This is a genomic window from Spongiibacter sp. (assembly GCF_041602295.1).
Taxonomy (GTDB): Bacteria; Pseudomonadota; Gammaproteobacteria; order Pseudomonadales; family Spongiibacteraceae; genus Spongiibacter.
Window position 1 is genome coordinate 1 of sequence record NZ_JBFIGO010000059.1, and the last position, 17,461, is coordinate 17,461.

General features: G+C 56.9%; 14 protein-coding genes and 1 pseudogene. 6 read left to right on the plus strand and 9 right to left on the minus strand.

The features are described 5' to 3' along the window. Positions 1-9: 9 nt before the first annotated feature. Positions 10-1,329 carry a flavohemoglobin expression-modulating QEGLA motif protein gene (locus tag ABYM29_RS10440; protein WP_372864679.1) on the minus strand — a complete coding sequence of 440 codons (1,320 nt, stop codon included), beginning with the start codon at positions 1,327-1,329 and terminating at the stop codon, positions 10-12. 8 nt (positions 1,330-1,337) lie between these two features. Next, positions 1,338-2,468 (minus strand): peptidase C39 family protein, encoded by a 1,131-nt coding sequence (locus ABYM29_RS10445; RefSeq protein ID WP_372864680.1) that lies wholly within the window; start codon positions 2,466-2,468, stop codon positions 1,338-1,340. A gap of 222 nt (positions 2,469-2,690) precedes the next feature. On the opposite strand from ABYM29_RS10445, the gene ABYM29_RS10450 reads away from it, so the two are divergent. Beyond that, positions 2,691-4,154: a RimK family protein gene (locus tag ABYM29_RS10450; RefSeq protein ID WP_372864681.1), complete on the plus strand. Its 1,464-nt coding sequence runs from the start codon at positions 2,691-2,693 to the stop codon at positions 4,152-4,154. Between the two features lie 47 nt (positions 4,155-4,201). Here ABYM29_RS10450 and ABYM29_RS10455 read toward each other — a convergent pair whose 3' ends face one another. Then, positions 4,202-5,341 (minus strand): acyl-CoA dehydrogenase family protein, encoded by a 1,140-nt coding sequence (locus ABYM29_RS10455; RefSeq protein ID WP_372864682.1) that lies wholly within the window; start codon positions 5,339-5,341, stop codon positions 4,202-4,204. A 16-nt stretch (positions 5,342-5,357) separates the two neighbouring features. Continuing rightward, positions 5,358-6,551: an acyl-CoA dehydrogenase family protein gene (locus ABYM29_RS10460; RefSeq protein ID WP_372864683.1), complete on the minus strand. Its 1,194-nt coding sequence runs from the start codon at positions 6,549-6,551 to the stop codon at positions 5,358-5,360. A gap of 261 nt (positions 6,552-6,812) precedes the next feature. Between ABYM29_RS10460 and ABYM29_RS10465 the strand changes: the two genes are divergently transcribed. Then, positions 6,813-7,562 carry an SDR family NAD(P)-dependent oxidoreductase gene (locus tag ABYM29_RS10465; protein ID WP_372864684.1) on the plus strand — a complete coding sequence of 250 codons (750 nt, stop codon included), beginning with the start codon at positions 6,813-6,815 and terminating at the stop codon, positions 7,560-7,562. An 80-nt stretch (positions 7,563-7,642) separates the two neighbouring features. Next, complete coding sequence (gene glpK, locus ABYM29_RS10470; RefSeq protein ID WP_372864685.1) at positions 7,643-9,121, plus strand: glycerol kinase GlpK; 1,479 nt, start codon at positions 7,643-7,645, stop codon at positions 9,119-9,121. On the opposite strand, the gene ABYM29_RS10475 is transcribed toward glpK, so the two are convergent. The 4 genes from ABYM29_RS10475 to ABYM29_RS10490 form a co-directional block, all read right to left on the minus strand. Then, positions 9,122-11,917, minus strand: coding sequence for a putative bifunctional diguanylate cyclase/phosphodiesterase (locus ABYM29_RS10475; RefSeq protein ID WP_372864686.1), 2,796 nt, complete (start codon positions 11,915-11,917; stop codon positions 9,122-9,124). It lies immediately after the preceding gene. Continuing rightward, entirely contained in the window at positions 11,917-13,056 is a 1,140-nt protein-coding gene (locus ABYM29_RS10480) for a hypothetical protein (RefSeq protein ID WP_372864687.1), read from the minus strand. Before ABYM29_RS10480 ends, ABYM29_RS10475 begins: the two co-directional genes overlap by 1 nt. Then, on the minus strand, positions 13,053-13,562 hold the full coding sequence (locus ABYM29_RS10485) for a hypothetical protein (protein WP_372864688.1): 510 nt from the start codon (positions 13,560-13,562) through the stop codon (positions 13,053-13,055). Before ABYM29_RS10485 ends, ABYM29_RS10480 begins: the two co-directional genes overlap by 4 nt. A 122-nt stretch (positions 13,563-13,684) precedes the next feature. Further along, complete coding sequence (locus ABYM29_RS10490; RefSeq protein ID WP_372864689.1) at positions 13,685-14,422, minus strand: DUF1499 domain-containing protein; 738 nt, start codon at positions 14,420-14,422, stop codon at positions 13,685-13,687. A 233-nt stretch (positions 14,423-14,655) separates the two neighbouring features. On the opposite strand from ABYM29_RS10490, the gene ABYM29_RS10495 reads away from it, so the two are divergent. Both ABYM29_RS10495 and ABYM29_RS10500 read left to right on the plus strand, forming a co-directional pair. Continuing rightward, positions 14,656-15,432 carry a glucose 1-dehydrogenase gene (locus ABYM29_RS10495; RefSeq protein WP_372864690.1) on the plus strand — a complete coding sequence of 259 codons (777 nt, stop codon included), beginning with the start codon at positions 14,656-14,658 and terminating at the stop codon, positions 15,430-15,432. A 14-nt stretch (positions 15,433-15,446) separates the two neighbouring features. Beyond that, positions 15,447-16,139: an EthD domain-containing protein gene (locus tag ABYM29_RS10500; RefSeq protein WP_372864691.1), complete on the plus strand. Its 693-nt coding sequence runs from the start codon at positions 15,447-15,449 to the stop codon at positions 16,137-16,139. A gap of 9 nt (positions 16,140-16,148) precedes the next feature. Here ABYM29_RS10500 and ABYM29_RS10505 read toward each other — a convergent pair whose 3' ends face one another. Then, a complete protein-coding gene (locus ABYM29_RS10505; protein ID WP_372864692.1) occupies positions 16,149-16,979 on the minus strand; it encodes a MerR family transcriptional regulator in 831 nt (276 codons plus the stop codon). 212 nt (positions 16,980-17,191) lie between these two features. Between ABYM29_RS10505 and ABYM29_RS10510 the strand changes: the two are divergent. Then, positions 17,192-17,461 (plus strand): annotated as a pseudogene (locus ABYM29_RS10510) (TonB-dependent receptor); the annotation flags it as partial.

Below are 17,461 nucleotides of genomic sequence, written 5' to 3' on the forward strand. Positions count from 1 at the left end.
ATGCCGGGCTTACAACTCGCTGCCGGGTGTTGGCTTGAGCTGGTGAAACAGCGTCTGAAAATGGCTCTGTACACTTTGCAGGTTGACCTGTGACAGGCCGCTGGAAAAGCCGAACCAGACATACAGGCCGTTGAGGTCGCGAAACATCGGCGGTAAATAATGCGGTGCCTGAATCGTGCCGTCGTCGAGATATTGGTAGAGCACCGGCACATCACCGAGTGACACCTTGCCGACAAATAGCAGCGGCAGAATCTGCGGCACATCTGCGAGAATGGCGCTGCGGATAAAGTTCACCGTTTCCACAAATCCCTTCACATAACTCAGGTCCTTGGTAAAGCAGGCGCCGCCGCCGACCATGCCGCCGCGGAACACCCGCTGGGCAATTTTGTAGCTTTCCTTGGGGCTCAGGCCGTGATCGACAAAGTGGCGGTATACCTCGATAAAGTCAGCCCCTTGCTCGGCCATGTCGATGGCGACCACCCGGTCACTGATTTTGCGCGCCCGGCCAGGGAAGGAACTGAAGGTGAGGGTTTCGATTAACACCGCCAGCCCCTCCTGAAGCGCGGTAATGCGCGGCGAGCCGACACTCAGCCAGCTGGCCCAGGGCTGGCGGCGGCCGTTGAGGGTGGTGCCGACATGCACCCAGCCCTCGTGGACTTCCAATACCTGCAGCTCTAGGCGAGAAAAGCTGGCGTTGCTATTGATCTTGATGCAATCGCCACCGGCGGCGGCGTCGGAGACAATGCCGTCGGTTTCACGAACGCTGAAGGCGCTGTCGTGAAAAAACGGCTGCAGGCGCTCGCGGAGCTGGATGACGGCCTGTTCTGCACTGATGTTTTTCGGGTAGGCGGAGGCCAAGTGGCTGGCAGCCGGCAGTGAAAAAATCTCGCACAGGCGTTTGCCCATGTCGATCAGTGGTGTACTGTCGCCGCGCAAGTGATCGCGCGCCGAGCCGTAAAGCTGGCGGCTGGCGGTCAAAAATTCCGGCCGGCCGCGCTCACTCAGCAGCTTGACGACCAGGCGATATTGCTCGGCGGTTTCCCAGAGGATGGTCCCAAGTGGGTCGTTGTGCCCCAGCACATTGGCGATGCGCTTCTGGAAGTCGCCGAGGCGCTGGTCGGTGGTGGCCGGGTCAAAGTTGAGCGGATTGCGCTGCAGGTATTCTTCGCGCCCGAAGGCTGGCAGTGTCTTGGCACCGCCGGCAAAAAAGGCATTTTCCATTGCCTGTGGCCATTTAATGGCATCGAGGATCAGGATCGGTTTTTGAATGGCGATCAATTCGTCGGACAGGGCGCGCAATGCCGCCCGGTAGTCGTCGTTATCCGGCATAAAAAGCCCTATTTATCGAGTGCTAGCAGGCAGCGCAGGCGCCGCTTACCGAAGCTTGCCATGGCGCTGAACTGGTCCAGCGAAATGGGCACATGGCGGTAATCTGTTTCAGATTGCCAGTCGCTGTCACTGTCGTCCAGTGACAGGCCGCTGGCGCAGTTGCTGTCGGGGTCGTTGATGTACACGGTATCGGCGTCGCTGCGATACACATAGACCCAGTGTGGTGCGCGCTGGCGGTCCAATGCCCAGGTGCTGATCAGGGCGACGATGTGTTGATGCTTGTTCAACAATTCAGTGAGCTGGGCCTTGTCGAGGCTGGCGATGCGGATGTCGGCCTGGTGTTCGCGCAATTGATCCTCAAAGTCGCGGTGCACCACCTCCATCAGTTGACGCTTCTGTACACTTCTTACGCTGTCGATAAACGGAGTGCCGCTGTCGTTGATATACAGGGTGCAGCGGAAGCCGCGGCGCAGCGCGGCAAGCGCCAGGCCGTGGGGTGAGCAGCCGCCGTGACCGCTGCCCATAAAGATGGTGGTGGCCTCGCGCCATATCTGCAGTTCGGCGCGGCGCGACATCGGGCTGCTGGGGTCGATGTCGTGCATGGCCATTAGCAGGCAGGCCGGGCCACAGGTGAACTCGGTGGTCTGGCGGTAGTAGCGCGGTGCATCGCCGGCGGTGCTGGGCGGGGCGCTGCGCAGGCGTTTTTCCATGCGTATGGCGCTGCAGCCGTCGTGGTAGTAATCGCCGACGCGGTCAAAATGGCGGTAGCCACTGCGCCGATAGAGGGCAATGGCCGCACTGTTGTCTTCGCGCACCTCAAGGCGCAGAAACACGCAGCCGCGCTGGCGTGCGCGCTGCTCGCCCTCTGCCAACAGTTGTTGGGCGATGCCGCGACCGCGCAGGGCGGGATCAACGGCCAGCGAATAGAGCCTGGCCAACAGCGTGCCGCGGCGATACAGCAGCAGGGCGTAGCCGCACAGGGCGCCCTGTTCTTCGCAGACGAAGAGCTGGTGGGCACCATCGCGAATAAAGGCCTTGAAGCTGCGCCGTGACAGTCGGTCACCGTCGAAACAGCGCTCTTCAAGGGCGAGCAGGCCCGCCAAATCGCGCTCTTTGGCAGAACGGATTGTCTCGCTCATCGGCCTTGCCATAGGTTCATTTGCGCGATCATGATGTTGACTCGGTGGTGGCGGGCAGCGCTCGCCTATGGACGGATCATACTGCGCATTATTTACTGACCACAATCGAATATTGTCGCTTGTGTGGCTGAATAGTTAGTCGCAGAATGCGGCGATTACTGCGGCGCCGTTGGCGACCGTATTTTGCCCTGTTGGGTGCTGCGCGTGGAGCTATGTGGTCGCATGTCTCGCTTGTATGTGGTGGTTGACGACGTCAAGGATTGGTCACCTTACTATCCCAGTCAGGACGTCATCAGCTTTGACGATTACCTGTCATTGCCGGCAACTGGCGAGCGGGTGAGGGTCGTGAACCTCTGCCGTTCTTATCGCTACTTGGGCACGGGCTATTACTGCTCGCTGTTGGCCGAGGCGCGTGGCCATCACGTGATTCCAGCGATAAAAACCCTGAGTGATCTCGGCCGCAAGTCGCTGTCGTCGATTCAGTGGGAGGGCGTGCAGCCGGCATTGGCGGCGATGAAAAAAGCAGCCGAGGGCGAACAGCGCACGCTGCGCTGTTGGTTCGGTGAGGCCTTGGCCGATGAGCAGGCGGCATTGGCGAAGTCGGTATTTGCCCACTTTCCCTGTCCAATATTGGAAATCTCGCTGGTTTATCGCGGCCGCTGGCGGCTGGATAAGTTGCAGGCGGTGTCGCCGCGTTCGCTCAAGACGGCGGATGAGCAGGAGGCCTTTGCCAATAGTTTTGAGCGCTTCAGTCGCAAGCTGTGGCGCAAGCCGCCGGCGCGCAAAAGTTTTCGCTACGACTTGGCCATTTTGGTCGACCCCGAGGAAGACATGGCACCCAGCGACGGTGTCGCGCTGCGCAAGTTTATTCGCGCGGCGGAAAAGCTCGGCATCTGCGCCGAGTTGATTACCAAGCGGGACTACCCCCGTCTGGCGGAATACGACGGCTTATTTATTCGTGAAACCACTGCGGTGAATCGCCAGAGCTATCGCTTTGCCAAGCGCGCCGAGGCCGAGGGCTTGGTGGTGATTGATGACTCGCAGTCGATTTTGCGCTGCACTAACAAAATTTATCTCGCTGATTTATTGCGCAGTAAACGTTTGGCGGTGCCCGCTACGGAGTTCCTGCGCCGGGCCAGGAGTGGTGAGTTGCAGCGCTTGGTGGACACGCTGGGCCTGCCAATGGTGCTGAAGATTCCCGACGGGGCTTTTTCTAAGGGGGTGGTCAAGGTCGACACCTTGGAGGAATTGCGCAGCGAGAGCGAGCGACTGCTGGATAAGTCGGCGCTGCTGTTGGCCCAGGAGTTTATGTATACCGATTACGACTGGCGCATAGGGGTGCTCGATGGCAAGGCGCTGTACGCCTGCCGCTACTATATGGTGCGCAAGCACTGGCAGATCTATCGCCACGGCAAGCGCAGCCAGTCCGGAGGGTTTGATGCGGTGCCGCTGGATGAGGTGCCCAAAGCCGTGCTCGATGCGGCGCTCAAAGCCTGTAAGCTGATCGGCAATAGCTTCTACGGGGTGGACTTAAAACAAAAGGGCGATCGGGTCGTGGTGATTGAGGTCAATGACAACCCCAGTGTCGATGCCGGTGTGGAGGATAAGTTGCTGGGCGATGAGTTGTATCGCGCAGTGATGGCGGTGTTTTTGCAGCGGATGGAAAAACGCGGTCGCCAGACATAAAAAAACGGGCACCAATGGTGCCCGTTTAATTGTTGTCGCCGCGGGCCTTAGTAGCCGCAGAGGCTGGCGTAGCGGTCGCGATGGAAGCCGGCATTGCCCAATAGCTGGCTTGCCACCCGCGAGCGCTTGAGGAAGAAGCCGATTTCCAGTTCGTCGGTAACCCCGATGCCGCCGTGCATTTGCACCGCCTCATTGGTGACCAGCTCAAAGACATCGTTCATGCGCGCTTTGGCCAGACTGGCCAATTGCGGCAGGTCGGCGCGGTTGTCGTCGATGGCAGTCAGTGCGTCGAACATCACGGACTTGGCCAGTTCCAGCTCGATATACATCAGCGAGGCGCGGTGCTGCAGCGCCTGAAAGCTACCGATCTTAACGCCGAACTGGTCGCGCTCCTTGAGGTATTGCACGGTGCGCTCAAAGCACTCCAGCGCGCCGCCGAGCATTTCTGCCGCCAGGCAGATGCGGCCGCGGTCGAGTACCGGCTCAAGAATTGGCCAGGCCTTGCCCAGCTCGCCAATCAGCGCGTCGGCGGGCAGTTCAACATTGTCGAATACCAGCGCGGCTGCGCCGCGGCTGTCGACCATATTGCGGCGCTGGCGCTGCAGGCCGGGAGTGTCGCCGTCGACCAAAAACAGGCTCAGGCCTTCGGCGTCGCCGGGCGCTGCGCTGCTGCGGGCGACAACGATCAATTTGTCGGCGCTGTGGCCGTCGGGCACAAAGCTTTTGGCGCCGTTCAGGCGATAGCCTTCGCCGTTGGCTTCGGCGCGCAGCGCGGTATTTAATGGCGCGTGGTGATGGCCTTCTTCCAGGGCCAGTGCCAGGGTGATTTCACCGCTGGCCACCTTGGGAAGAATCGCTTGTTTCTGCGCGTCGCTGCCGCCCAGCAGCACCGCCGAGGCGCCCAGCACGACGGTGCTGAGCAGCGGCGAGGCGGCGAGGGTGCGGCCGCTTTCTTCAATAATCGCGCCCAGTCCCATAAAGCCAAAATCCAGGCCGTCGTATTCTTCGGGCAGGACAATACTCGCCCAGCCCAGTTCGCACATCTGCTGCCACTGCTCGCGAGAATAGCCGGTTTCATCGGCGCTATCGCGCAGCTTGCGCAGCGCTTCCACGGGCATATTGGCGCTCAAAAAATCCTTGGCGGTATCTTTGAGCAGGCGTTGTTCTTCGTTCAGTACCAATGCCATATCCGGTCTCCCTTTGTTACTGCTGAGGCAGGCCAAGGACACGCTTGGCAATAATGTTGAGTTGTACTTCCGAGGTGCCGCCGGCAATGGACAGTGCCTTGGAGAACAGCCAGCCACGGGTGGTCAGCTTTTCGTCTTCGTTGAAGCCCTCACCATCCCAGCCCAGCGCCTGGTGGCCGAGCAGGGCGAGCAGCAGTTCTTCTTTGCGCTTGCCTTCTTCAGTGCCGACGTACTTCATAATCAGCGGTACATTGCTGTCGGCCTGGCCGCTCATGCGCTCTTCGAAGGTGCGGAAGTGGGTCAAGCCGATGGCGCGGTAGGCCATTTCATGGCGCACCAGCTGATCGCGCAGCGCGGCATCTTTCAATTTTCCGTCTGCGCCTTTGCCGACGTACTCCAGTGCCGCCTGCACTGGGCCGAAGCTGGGGCCGGGGGTGTCGCCGCCGATTTCCGACATCAGCTTGCGCTCGTGCTTGAGCAGGGCCTTGGCAACCGACCAGCCTTTGTTGAGCTCGCCGACCAGGTTCTTCTTGGGAACCTTGACGTTGTCGAAGAAGGTTTGGCAGAACTCGGATTCGCCGCTGATCAATTCAATCAGGGTGGTGCTGACACCGGGGTCGTCCATGTCGATCAGCAAAAAGCTGATGCCTTCCTGTTTCTTGGCGTCGGGATCGGTGCGCACCAGACAGAAAATCCAGTCGGCTTTGTCGGCGTTGGTGGTCCAGATTTTGGAGCCATTGACCAGGAAGTGATCGCCCATGTCTTCGGCGCGGGTTTGCAGGCTGGCCAAGTCGGAACCGGCACCGGGCTCAGAGTAGCCCTGACACCAGCGCACTTCGCCGCGCGCAATTTTGGGGATGTGCTCTTGCTTTTGCTCGTCGTTGCCAAATTCCAGAACGGCGGGGCCAAGCATCCAAATGCCGAGGTCGAACAGTGGCGTGCGGCAGCCCAGGGCCTTCATTTCTTCTTTCAGGATTTTAGCCTGGCGCTCATCCAGTCCACCGCCGCCCAGCTCGCTGGGCCACTCGGGAACGGTCCAGCCCTTGTCGCGCATGCGCTCAAACCACAGCTTGGCGTCGGCGCTGGGAAACTGTTTATTGCGTCCGGCCCAGACCTGCTCTTCGCGGGTGATGGGCAGGCGCTGTGAAGCGGGGCAGTTGTCCTCCAGCCATTGGCGGACTTCGAGGCGGAATTGGTCGAGATCGGCCACGTCGCTCTCCTTTTGTTGGGAATATAGCGGTACCTTGATGGCGATTAGCAAGGCAGTTTAGATGGCTGATCAGCTTAGCGGAGACAGCTATTAAGGCAAGGGCCAAACGCGTCACGGCGACTAACATATTCGGTCAGTAAGCTAAGCTTTCGCCTCCTACATATGGGTGTTTACCTTCGCCCGCGACTTGCCGATGCTAGATGCTGCTGACTACTCATTGAGAGTGGGTGCTGAGAAGTGATTAATATAACAGGAAATACTATGAAGCGATTTGACGACAAAGTAGTGATGGTAACGGGTGCGGCCTCGGGTATCGGCCGCGCGGCGGCGCTGCGTATGGCCAGCGAGGGCGCAAAGGTATTTTGCACCGATATTAATCAGCTGGCACTGGACGAATTAGTGGACGAGATTAGCCAGCAAGGCGGGAACGCCGTGGCGCGGGTGTTTGATATTGCGGCAGTGGGCGCGGCGGAGGACTGTCTGGCGGCGCTGCTGGAGCAGTGGGGGCGCATTGACGCACTGGTGAATATGGCGGGTATTCTGCGCTTTGCCAATGCCCACGAAACGCCGTTGGAGGTTTGGCAGCAAATTATCGCGGTGAATCTGACTGGCACCTTTATGCTGTGTAAGGCGGCGCTGCCGGAGTTGGTGAAAAGTCAGGGGGCAATTATCAATGCGGCCTCTACCGCGTCTCTACAGGGCCTGCCGTGGGGAGTGGCCTACGGCGCCAGTAAGGGCGGCGTGTTGGCACTGACCCGCAGCATTGCGGTGGAATACGCCAAGCGAGGGGTGCGTGCCAACTGTGTGTGCCCCGGCGATATCACGACCGGCATGGTGCAGGGCTTGAGTTTCCCTGACGATGCCGACTTCGAGCTGCTGTCGCGAATTACCTCGCTGACCGGCGCCAAGGGCCCCGAGGTAGTGGCGGGGGTGATAGCGATGCTGGCCAGCGATGACGGCATTCATATTACCGGTGAAGAAATTCGCGTAGATGGCGGGATCTTGGCATGATTTTCGGTTAAAAGCGCTTGTGCGCTTGCCGGTCGCTGTTTAGTCTTTGCCCCTAAAATACTTATAGGGGGAGCGGCGACATGGCTGATTTTATTCTCGCCATTGATCAGGGAACTACCAGTTCAAGAGCGATAGTCTTTGATCGCGGCGGGCAGATTTGCGGCGTTGGTCAGCAGGAGTTCCAGCAGTTTTATCCCCGCGACGGTTGGGTAGAGCACGATCCCGAAGAAATCTGGGAAACGACCTTGTCCAGTTGCCGGGCGGCGATAGCGGCGGCGGGCATTGACGCGGCGCAGCTGGCAGGTATTGGCATTACCAACCAGCGTGAAACGACGCTGGTGTGGGATCGCAGCAGTGGTGAGGCGGTGTACCCGGCGATTGTCTGGCAGGACCGACGCACCGCCGACTGGATTGCCCAGCTCAAAGCCCAGGGCTTAGAGAACACCGTCAATAAACGCACCGGCCTGTTGCTGGACCCGTATTTCTCCGGCAGCAAGCTGGCCTGGATTCTCGACAATGTGCCGGGGGCTCGCCAGCGTGCGGAGGCCGGTGAGCTGGCCTTTGGCACGGTGGATTGTTACTTGCTGTGGCGATTGACCGGAGGGCGGCAGCACGCCACCGACGCGAGCAATGCCTCGCGAACCCTGTTGTTTAATATTCATCGCCAGTGTTGGGACGAGGAGCTGCTGGAGTTGTTCAATATTCCGCAGGCGCTGCTTCCCGAGGTAAAAAATAGCTGTGATGACTTCGGCGAGTCCCTCCCCGAGCTGTTGGGGCGCTCGCTGCCGATTGCCTCGTTAATCGGCGACCAGCAGGCCGCGACCGTAGGTCAGGCCTGTTTTACCCCGGGCATGGCGAAGAGTACCTACGGTACGGGCTGCTTTGTGATGCTGAATACCGGTTCCAAGGCCTTGACCTCCAGTAATCGCTTGTTGACAACGGTGGCCTATCGCATTGGCGGCGAGGTGTGCTACGCGCTTGAAGGCAGTATTTTTATGGCGGGCGCGGCAGTGCAATGGCTGCGTGACGGCCTGCAACTGATCGGCTCGGCGGCGGAAACTCAGGTATTGGCGGAAAGTGTCAACAGTGCCAATGGCGTGTTTATGGTGCCGGCGTTTACCGGTTTGGGGGCGCCCTATTGGGATCCCGATGCTCGCGGTGCGATTCTCGGGCTGACTCGCGACACCGGCATTGCCCATATTGCCCGGGCGACACTGGAGTCGGTGTGCTACCAAACCCGCGACTTACTAGAAGCTATGGCGGGTGATGGTGCGGACATTCAACACCTGAGAGTGGACGGCGGGATGGTGGTCAACGATTGGCTGGTGCAGCGCTTGGCCGATACCCTTGCCTGCCACTGCCAGCGACCGGCGGTTACTGAGACGACGGCGCTGGGGGCTGCTTACTTGGCAGGCCTGCAGTTGGGCTGGTATGCCTCGCTGGATGAGATTGCCGCGATGTGGCGTGAAGAGCGCGGTTTTGTGCCTGAGATGAGCGAGGTTGATCGAGAAACGCGCTACCACGGTTGGAAAAAAGCCGTTGCTCGGGTGCGCAGTTGATTACAGGTGGATGTTGAGGTCCAGGGCGCTGATCGGCACCGGTCGGCTGAGGTAGTAGCCCTGGATGTAGTCTACCTGCATATCGCGAAGTATTTCGACGGCTGCTTTTTTCTCCACACCCTCGGCAATCACCTTTTTGCCGAGGCTGTGGCTCATTTCGATAATTGAACGCACCAGTGTTTGGTCGTTTTCACGTTCGTTGATAAAGCGAATAAAGGCTTGGTCAATTTTGATGTAGTCGACGGGCAGCTCACGCAGGTATTCGAATGAGGTGAAACCAATACCGAAGTCGTCCAGTGCAATTTGAGCGCCGCGAACCTTGATTTGCTCGAGGAGTTTTCGGGCATTTTCGATATTTTCTAGCGCGTCCGTCTCGACCAGTTCAAAGATCAGTGACTCCGGAGTGGCGCCTGTCGCGCTGATAATGTCGCCGAGGCGCTCGGCAAAGTCAGGTTGTTCCAGTGTCGGTGCGGTAATATTGATACTGAGTTGTATTGTTATGCCTGCTTGTTGCCAGGCGGCTAATTGGCGCATGGCCTTTTCCAGCACGATATAGTCAATGCGGGGCATCAGCCCACATTCAGTCGCAATGCCCAGGAATTTAGCGGGGGCGATAAAACTGCCTTCATCGTCGAGCATTCGCACTAGGCACTCGCAATGGCTGACATTGTGACTGTGCATGTCGACGATTGGCTGGTAAAACAGTACAAGCCGATTGCTGTTGAGCGCTTCGAGCAGCTGTTCCTTGAGCAGATATTTTTCCTGGCGGCTCTCTTTACTGTCTTGGTCGTCGGCGTGGTAGACGTGGCCTTTGCCCTTGCTTTTCATTCGCTGCATCAGCGAGGTTGCATTAGAGAGCAGGTCGTCGATGCCGTCGATGTCAACGTTGTAATGGTCGACAATAATCGTTGCAGAGATGGTTTCCACGCCGCCGCCGGTGTCGATCTGAAAGCGGCTGAGTGCATCGAGATTATGGGGTTGCGGCTGACCATGATTTCGCTGAATCATCAAAATACAGAATTCCCCTGAGCCGGTGCGTGCCAGTAATCGCGCGTCACCGAGCTCTTCGCTGATGTAGTTGGCAAATTTGCGCAGCAGGTTGTCGCCGCAATCAAAGCCGAAGCGGTCGTTGAATTCGGAAAAATTATCAATATCGACCATCACGAGATCGATATACTGGTTTGGCTCCATGGAGTGAATATGCCGATCGGCTTCTTCAATAAAGGTACTGCGGTTTAGCAGGCCGGTAACGCGGTCGTGTTCGCCGAGCCAGCGCAGGCTTTCCTCTGCGCGCCGCGTCTCGGTGATATCGACGCCCAGTGACAGAAACAGCCTGCTGTTGTCGATGCTGATAATAGAGTGTGTCCATAGGAAATCGCGTATCTGGCCATCACCGGTCAGGAAGGGGAGCTCGTTTTGCAATTTCTTTTGGGGCTTGTCGACCAAGTTTTGTAGGGAGCCACTCAGTGTAATGTCGTTCTCCGGATCGCGCACCCAGTGATTGATATTGGCGTTGAATGCCGGCTTATTGTTCAAGCCACTGAGTGTTCGGCCCATGGCGTTGAGGTTGTGAATGCTGCCATCTTCTCGGTGCGTCACGATTACCATGGGTGAATTGTCGAACAGCATTTCATTAAACTGCTTAGCTTCAGTCAGCGCGTGGACTTTTTCCTGTAATTCGTTGCGCTGACGTAAAACATTACTACTGAGTAAATCCAACGCGTTGTTAACGTCTTCGGTGGTGTGGTGAAGCAGATCAATTTCGTCAATATATTTTTTGTGTCGTTTAATCTTTTTAAGAGCTTGGCGAGCGTCAGAAAAATTCCCGCCGGACAGCAGTGGCAGGGCATTGGTAATAATCGCCAATTTTTTTAGTGGTGGGCGCAGTACCAAGTAGACCACCAGGCTAAGCAATAGCGAGGTGACGAGGGCGGCGGCGAGCACCTCTGAGATTGTGCGGGCGGCTAACGACGCGACGGCGGATTCGTCAGAGATGATTGCTAAATGCAATGTACTGCCGGGCAACTCGAAAAAATGGGCTGCGAGATAGCCTTCCGCAGTTTTGCCGAAGTAGTGTTGGGCGGTGGTTAGTTCAAGGTTTAAGGCCTGGGCGATGGCGTTGAGTAAGCGGGTGCCTTCGGCGCCATGGCTGGAAAACTTTACGTCGGGTTCGGCGTTTGTAGACTGGGGTGAAAACACCACAAGCTCGGTGCCGGTAATATCATAGAAATCTTCAAATAACAGTACTGCCGAGCGGTTGATGTTAATAATCAGCTCATCGCCGTTGTCGCTGATTAGTGGAATGAATACGCTCTGAATACAGTCGGGGTTGCAGATCAGCGATGCCATTGGCTGCTGGGTGGTGGCTATGGTGGCGACCGCCGATTGGATCTCATCGCTGCCGGGTTGATAGTCGGCTCCTTCGATTTGCGCTGAGCTGAGTATTTGGCCCTGCTTGGAAATAATGGCTACCGATTCTACTTCCGACATGAGTGAGGGAATAAGGGCGGTGACGTTGTGAGTCGCATCGCCGTTAGGTTGGGTATAACGGTCGGCGCTGCGGAATAATTCATGGCTGGAGCGCTGGGCCAAGGTTGTGAAGGTTTGTTCTAGGCGTTGTAGGCGGTTTTGCACCTGGTCGTCATACTTGCCCATGGTTTGCAGGTAGCTGATGTAGCCGCGGCCCAGCATGATCAGCATGATCATGATAATGATAAGGGCGCAAAGCTTTTGAAACAGGCTGAGGCCGGTCACGGTTGCCGGGGATTTGGTGTCGTTTGGGAGTGCCTGATTCATTAAAAGTGGTAACCGAGCATGAGGGCTAACAATTCGGTGCGTTCATTGGTTTGGCCGGCGTTGTCTATCTCCGGTATGCCGCTAGTGCCGCGCATGCCATAGAGGTCTGCGGCCACTGTCCAGTTCGCCGTAGGTGACCATTTTAGGCCGAACATCAGGTGTTGGGTGTCGGTTTGGTTGCGGCGGTCGGGGGTGGCGCTATATTCAATTCTGCCGTGAACACTGAGGGCCGGGCTGATGCGGTATTTGGCTTGGAGATAGCTGGCTTCGATTTCCGTTGTTGCGCTGCCGAGTTGGCCCGCTTCAAATTTGACGGTGGTCAGGCTGTATTCGCCGGTAAATGACCATCGCTGGAGATTGTGCTGGGCTGACAATACATAGCCGTTGGCGTAAAGGTCGAGGCTGCTGGCGCCTTGAAAGTTGGTGTCGAACTCGAGGCCAATGTCGAACATTGATAGTGCGATGCGGCTGCGCCCGCCCGCTATATTGTGGGAGAGTTGGGCGAACAATGGGTAGTTGAGGTTGCCGCGGGCGACAATCTGTGAGGTTCCCCCAAGAATATTTGCGATCACGTCTTTCGAGAGGCTTTTGTTGCGGCCTAAGGTTAATGAAAAACTGGTGCTGTTCTCTGAGTCGTCCCAATAGCTGTAGAGCTGTGCGCCGTCGGATGAAAATAGCAACTCACGCAGGCCGTTACCTTCATAGTAAATTGCTTGGGGCATAAGAATGCTGGGGCGGGTGACCAGTACGTCGCGGGTTTCGTTGTAAAAGCCGTAGGCGTTGCGCACTCGCCCCAAGCGGAAGCCCAGACCACTCAGCTCGTTTTCAATGGCCTTGTAGTCGGCAAAAAGATAGTCAATTTTTACGCTGCCGTTATCGGTGGCACCGGCATCTCGAGTCAGGAGCTGGCCGGCAACGTTGAGTTTGTTGTTTGCCAGCCAGTTGGCGTTAATGCCGGCTTCCATAAACTCACTGGAGCCCCGTTGGCTGTCCCCGTAGAAATTATTACCATCGCTGAGGAAGTAGCCCTGCGATGCAAAGCCGTGCAGCTGTACCCCGGCGTAGTCGAGAGTGTGTCCGACATTGGCAATGCTTAATAGCGCGGTCGCCCAGTACAGTTTTATCGAGAGTGATTTCATGGTGGCGCCCCTGCGGCGGTGGTGAGTGGCGCGAGTGCTTGTCCGCTGTAACTTTGGCCGTTATCGGTGGCGATGTAGCCTATGCCGCCGGGAGTCGATGTGACGGCTTTGCGCAGTGCCGCCTCGTTTTCGACGATGGTGGGCGGCCTGCCGACGCCGCTGAAGATGACTCTATCCCACTGGTCGCGCAGCACATAGGGGTAGATGCGTAGCACGGATTTACAAAAGCGTTGATGGAGGGGGTGGCTATCGGGAAGTACGAAGACCCGGACCGGGGTGGTGCTGTTCCAACTGCGTTTGCGCAGTGAAAAAATTGCTCGCAAGGAGCTGCTGGTGAGGGCGCTGGCGTCTATGCCAGGGTGGGTGACGATCTCCACCCTGGAGACGGGGTCGGCATACAGTAGGCCGCAGAGCATCGTGCAGGCGAGCAGCAGGGCCGGCATGCGCAGGTTCGGCGATGGCTCTTTGCCTGAAATAATCAGGGCCTCCCGTTGAAAGAGGAACATGGCGTCAACAACTGATCTTCCTCGGCTCCCTTCGCACAGACATTGTGTTCACGGGTAATACTCGCTGACTTGTTGGTTGAGTGCTGTCAGGGTAAACCGAGATGGCATCCCTGTGATTTTAACTATAGACCGCAATACTGATTTTCGCATTCGGCTTGAGCGGTGTTCGAAAGCCGTAGCAAGAAGCGCCGAATCCGCTTGGCATTCGCCCCCATATCACCCTGGCCAAGCCGCGACGTTGAGCGCAGATCGATACGACTGCCGGAGCCCTCGCTGCGTAGACGAATGACAATATCGTCAGTAAAGCCAAACCAGAAGCTGCGTTCAGTGGCCTCGATATGCCCCGGCTGTTGGTAGTGGATGTCCCAGCCCAGCTGTTTGGCACTGGCTTCCGCCAGCTGTTGGGCGCGGGTGAGGGGAAGGGGTAGGTGCAGGCCGCGGATGTCTGGGTAGGCGCGGCGCTGTATGGCAGCGACTTCGGCGTTGTAGATCAGGGGGTTGTCGGTGCTAGTACGCAGCGTTTGTGCATGGCTAAATTGTGGCGGATTCTCGGTGTCGGTGCTGATGTCGTGGATCATCGGGCTGTCGCTGCCGGCGAACAACGCGAAGGCAAAAAAACTGATTGCCGGCAGAGCGATAACGGCCGCTCGGCTGAGCCGTTTGCGCTCCGCAACCTCGCTAGTCCGGCGAGTAAATAGCGCCGAGAGCCCGATTGCGAGCAGTGAGGTCAGTGCTGATAGCGCAAAAATGACGAGGCCGAGACGAAAATGCAACAATTCTGCCCGCACCCCGGCGGCGCTGCTCAGTAGCAGTAACAGAGACAGGTAGGAAAGCTTCTCGGCCAGATAGACGATGCGCATTGGGACTCCTGTGACGCAGAATAACTGATAGACGATACTGGGTGCGGCAAAACGACACTATAGGCTAAATAGTTGGCCCCTGTGTCGAGCGCTATTGAATCTTACTAAAGCGTAATAGCCGCCCGCTATTTTTTGTGACCGGCGTGATTTACTGTTGCTGGTTACTGGTTTGTAACTGTTGCTTGGCGGCATTTTGCTGTCGGTAAAATAGATGAAAACAAGAGGTTGTGACAATGGGTAGAGTTGCCGGAAAAGTCTGTATTGTAACGGGTGCCGCTAGCGGTATGGGCAAGGCCGATGCGATTATGTTGGCTGCTGAGGGCGCCAAGGTTGTGCTGACGGATTTGAACGAGAAAGATGGTCAGGCGGTTGCTGAGCAGATTGGCGATCAGGCGATTTTCATCAAGCACGATGTTAGCAGTGAAGCTGACTGGCAAAACGTTGTCGATACGGCTGTTAAGACCTTTGGTCGCTTGGATGTATTGGTGAATAACGCCGGTATGATGGCCTTGGGCAGCATTGTGGATTGCACCTTAGACGATTACCGTCGCGTCAATGCGGTGAATAGCGAGGGAGTTTTCCTGGGCTGTAAGACGGCTATCCCGGCAATGGAAGCGGCTGGCAATGGTGGCTCTATTATCAATATGTCATCAGTAGCGGCGCTGCACGGTATGTCTTTTGTGGCGGCCTACAGCGCCAGTAAGGGGGCGGTCGCTGCGCTGACTAAGTCGATCGCACTGTATTGCCGTGAGAAGCGCAACGGTATTCGCTGTAACTCTATTCACCCGGATGGGGTGAAGACGCCGATGGTATTTAAAGTGGCGACCGGTGCCGATACTGCCAGCCGCGAAGAGATCGAATCGCTGTCTACCGAGGCTAATCCAATGTGTGAGCCCGAAGATATCGCCGCTTTGGTGACCTATCTGGCCTCTGATGAGTCGCGCTTTGTGAATGCCGCGGAAATGCTGATCGACAACGCGGCCACGGCTACGCCGCCCGTCATTATTTAACGGGGGATCCGCCAATGCGCAAAATGCAGATTTTACTTTGGGCCGACAGTGCGAGTCCGGAGTTTTTTGGATCGGTATTGGCGGAGTTGCCTCAGGCCCTGTTAGCACTGCGTGGCCTCAGTCGCCTGCAGTTTAATTTGGCGGATGGCGATGTCGATAAGGCAGCGGACAAGCAAATTGCCAGCGGTGAGCCATTATTTGACGTGATGTGCAGTTTTTACGTCGATGGCGATGCGGATCTTGATAGGGCGATCAATTTGCTAGCGGCTTACGCCAGTAAACTCGCGGTTTACCAAGTCGAGGCCGAGGAGCCGCTGAGCAATACCCGCTATCCCGCAGCCGCGGGTCAGCGTACCCCGGGCTTTAGCCAGGTCGCCCTGTTGCGCTGCCCTAGCTTTCTCAGCTATGAACAATGGTTGGGGTATTGGAAAAACACCCATACCCAGATCGCAATCGATATTCAATCAACCTTTCGCTATGTGCAAAACCGTGTGGTGTCGGGGTTGAGCCAGGGCGGTGTGGCCTACCAGGCCATTGTCGAAGAGTGTTTTCCCGAGGCGGCGATGACCAGTGCAGAAGCCTTTTACAATGCAGAGGGCCGCCCCGAACTGTGTCAGCAGCGCATGCAGCAAATGATGGAAAGCTGTGCAAAGTTTATCGATTTCAGTGAAATTGACGTATTGCCCACCAGCGAATACTGCTTCTGAGCAGTCTCCTCACTCCTCGGGTAGTTGTTTAAGGATGGATTCCAGTTTGTCCGCCAAAAAGCGGTTGGCGGCATGGTCCATCGCCCGTCCCAGTTCGGCGTCTACCACGATTTGTGCCAGTGGTCGCAGGCGCCACACCAACTCTGCAATTTGTGGAAATTCTTCTTTTGGGGGCAGTGGCTGTTCGCCATAGGGTTCCAGCACGTGCTGGGCCACTAATTTGACGAAGGAATCGGCAACCGATTGTACATTGCCGCGCATAACCACCAGTATTTCCAGCAGTTCCTCCAGCGGAATACCCGTTTTACACAATTCTTCCGCGGTTTTCAGCGTGTTCATGCTGGTGACTCGCAGCTGAGCACCATTGATTGAAAATAAATCCAAGTCGGACGCTTTTTTGATGGCGCTGGGGGTCAGCTTGGTGCCAAACATTTTTACCATTTGTGTCATTGGGATAACGATCGGTGCCTCGTTACCCCAGGGAGAGTTAATGGCCGACTCAATGCCCAGTAGTTCATTCAGGCCAATGCCCTGTTCCATGGCTGCCAGTAATTCACGGATGGACGACAGGGTGTAGCCGCGCTCGAGCAGGTTGGCGATCAATCTAAGTCGGGACAGATGTTGGTTATTGTAAATACCCTTGCGGCCGCGCAGCGCTGGCGGCGGCAATACGCCGCGGTCCTGGTAGGCGCGAATATTGCGCACGGTGGTATTGGCGGCGAGTGCTAGTTCTTCAACGCTGTATTCGCCCTGGGCTTCGTCCTCGGTTTGCGCTGGGCTATCTGCGCCCTGCGGGAGGTACTGGGCCATGTTGTTGATGGTGTCTTCTGGGAATCGCATACGGTTTACTGCTCAACTGGAGGCGGTGGCTCAGACCTTGGTCTGTGGCCAGTTTATAAAAAGTATTTTAATCAATACCTTGTGATAAATCAGCCAATCTTTTGTGCAAGGTGTTGCGTTAATTCACCGCCTGGGTATTGACAGCGTTAAAACATCCATCTATGTTCCATTGAAAAATGTATCATACAATAATGAATCATAGGTGCGTTGCAATGGCTAGTTTTAGCATATTACGGGTGGGCGGCATAGCGCTGACCTGGGTGATTCCCGTCGTCGCTTGGGGGGCAAAGCTCGAAGAGGTGGTCGTTACCGCTCAGCACCGCGAACAGAGCCTCCAGGACGTGCCGGTGTCAGTGAGTGCCATTGACGGCGGCAAGATGATGGAGGCGGGCATCAACCGGCTGGAAGACCTGACGGCCTACGTACCCAACCTTACCGTTACCGAGAGCGGCATTAGCACCGACATCTATATTCGCGGTATC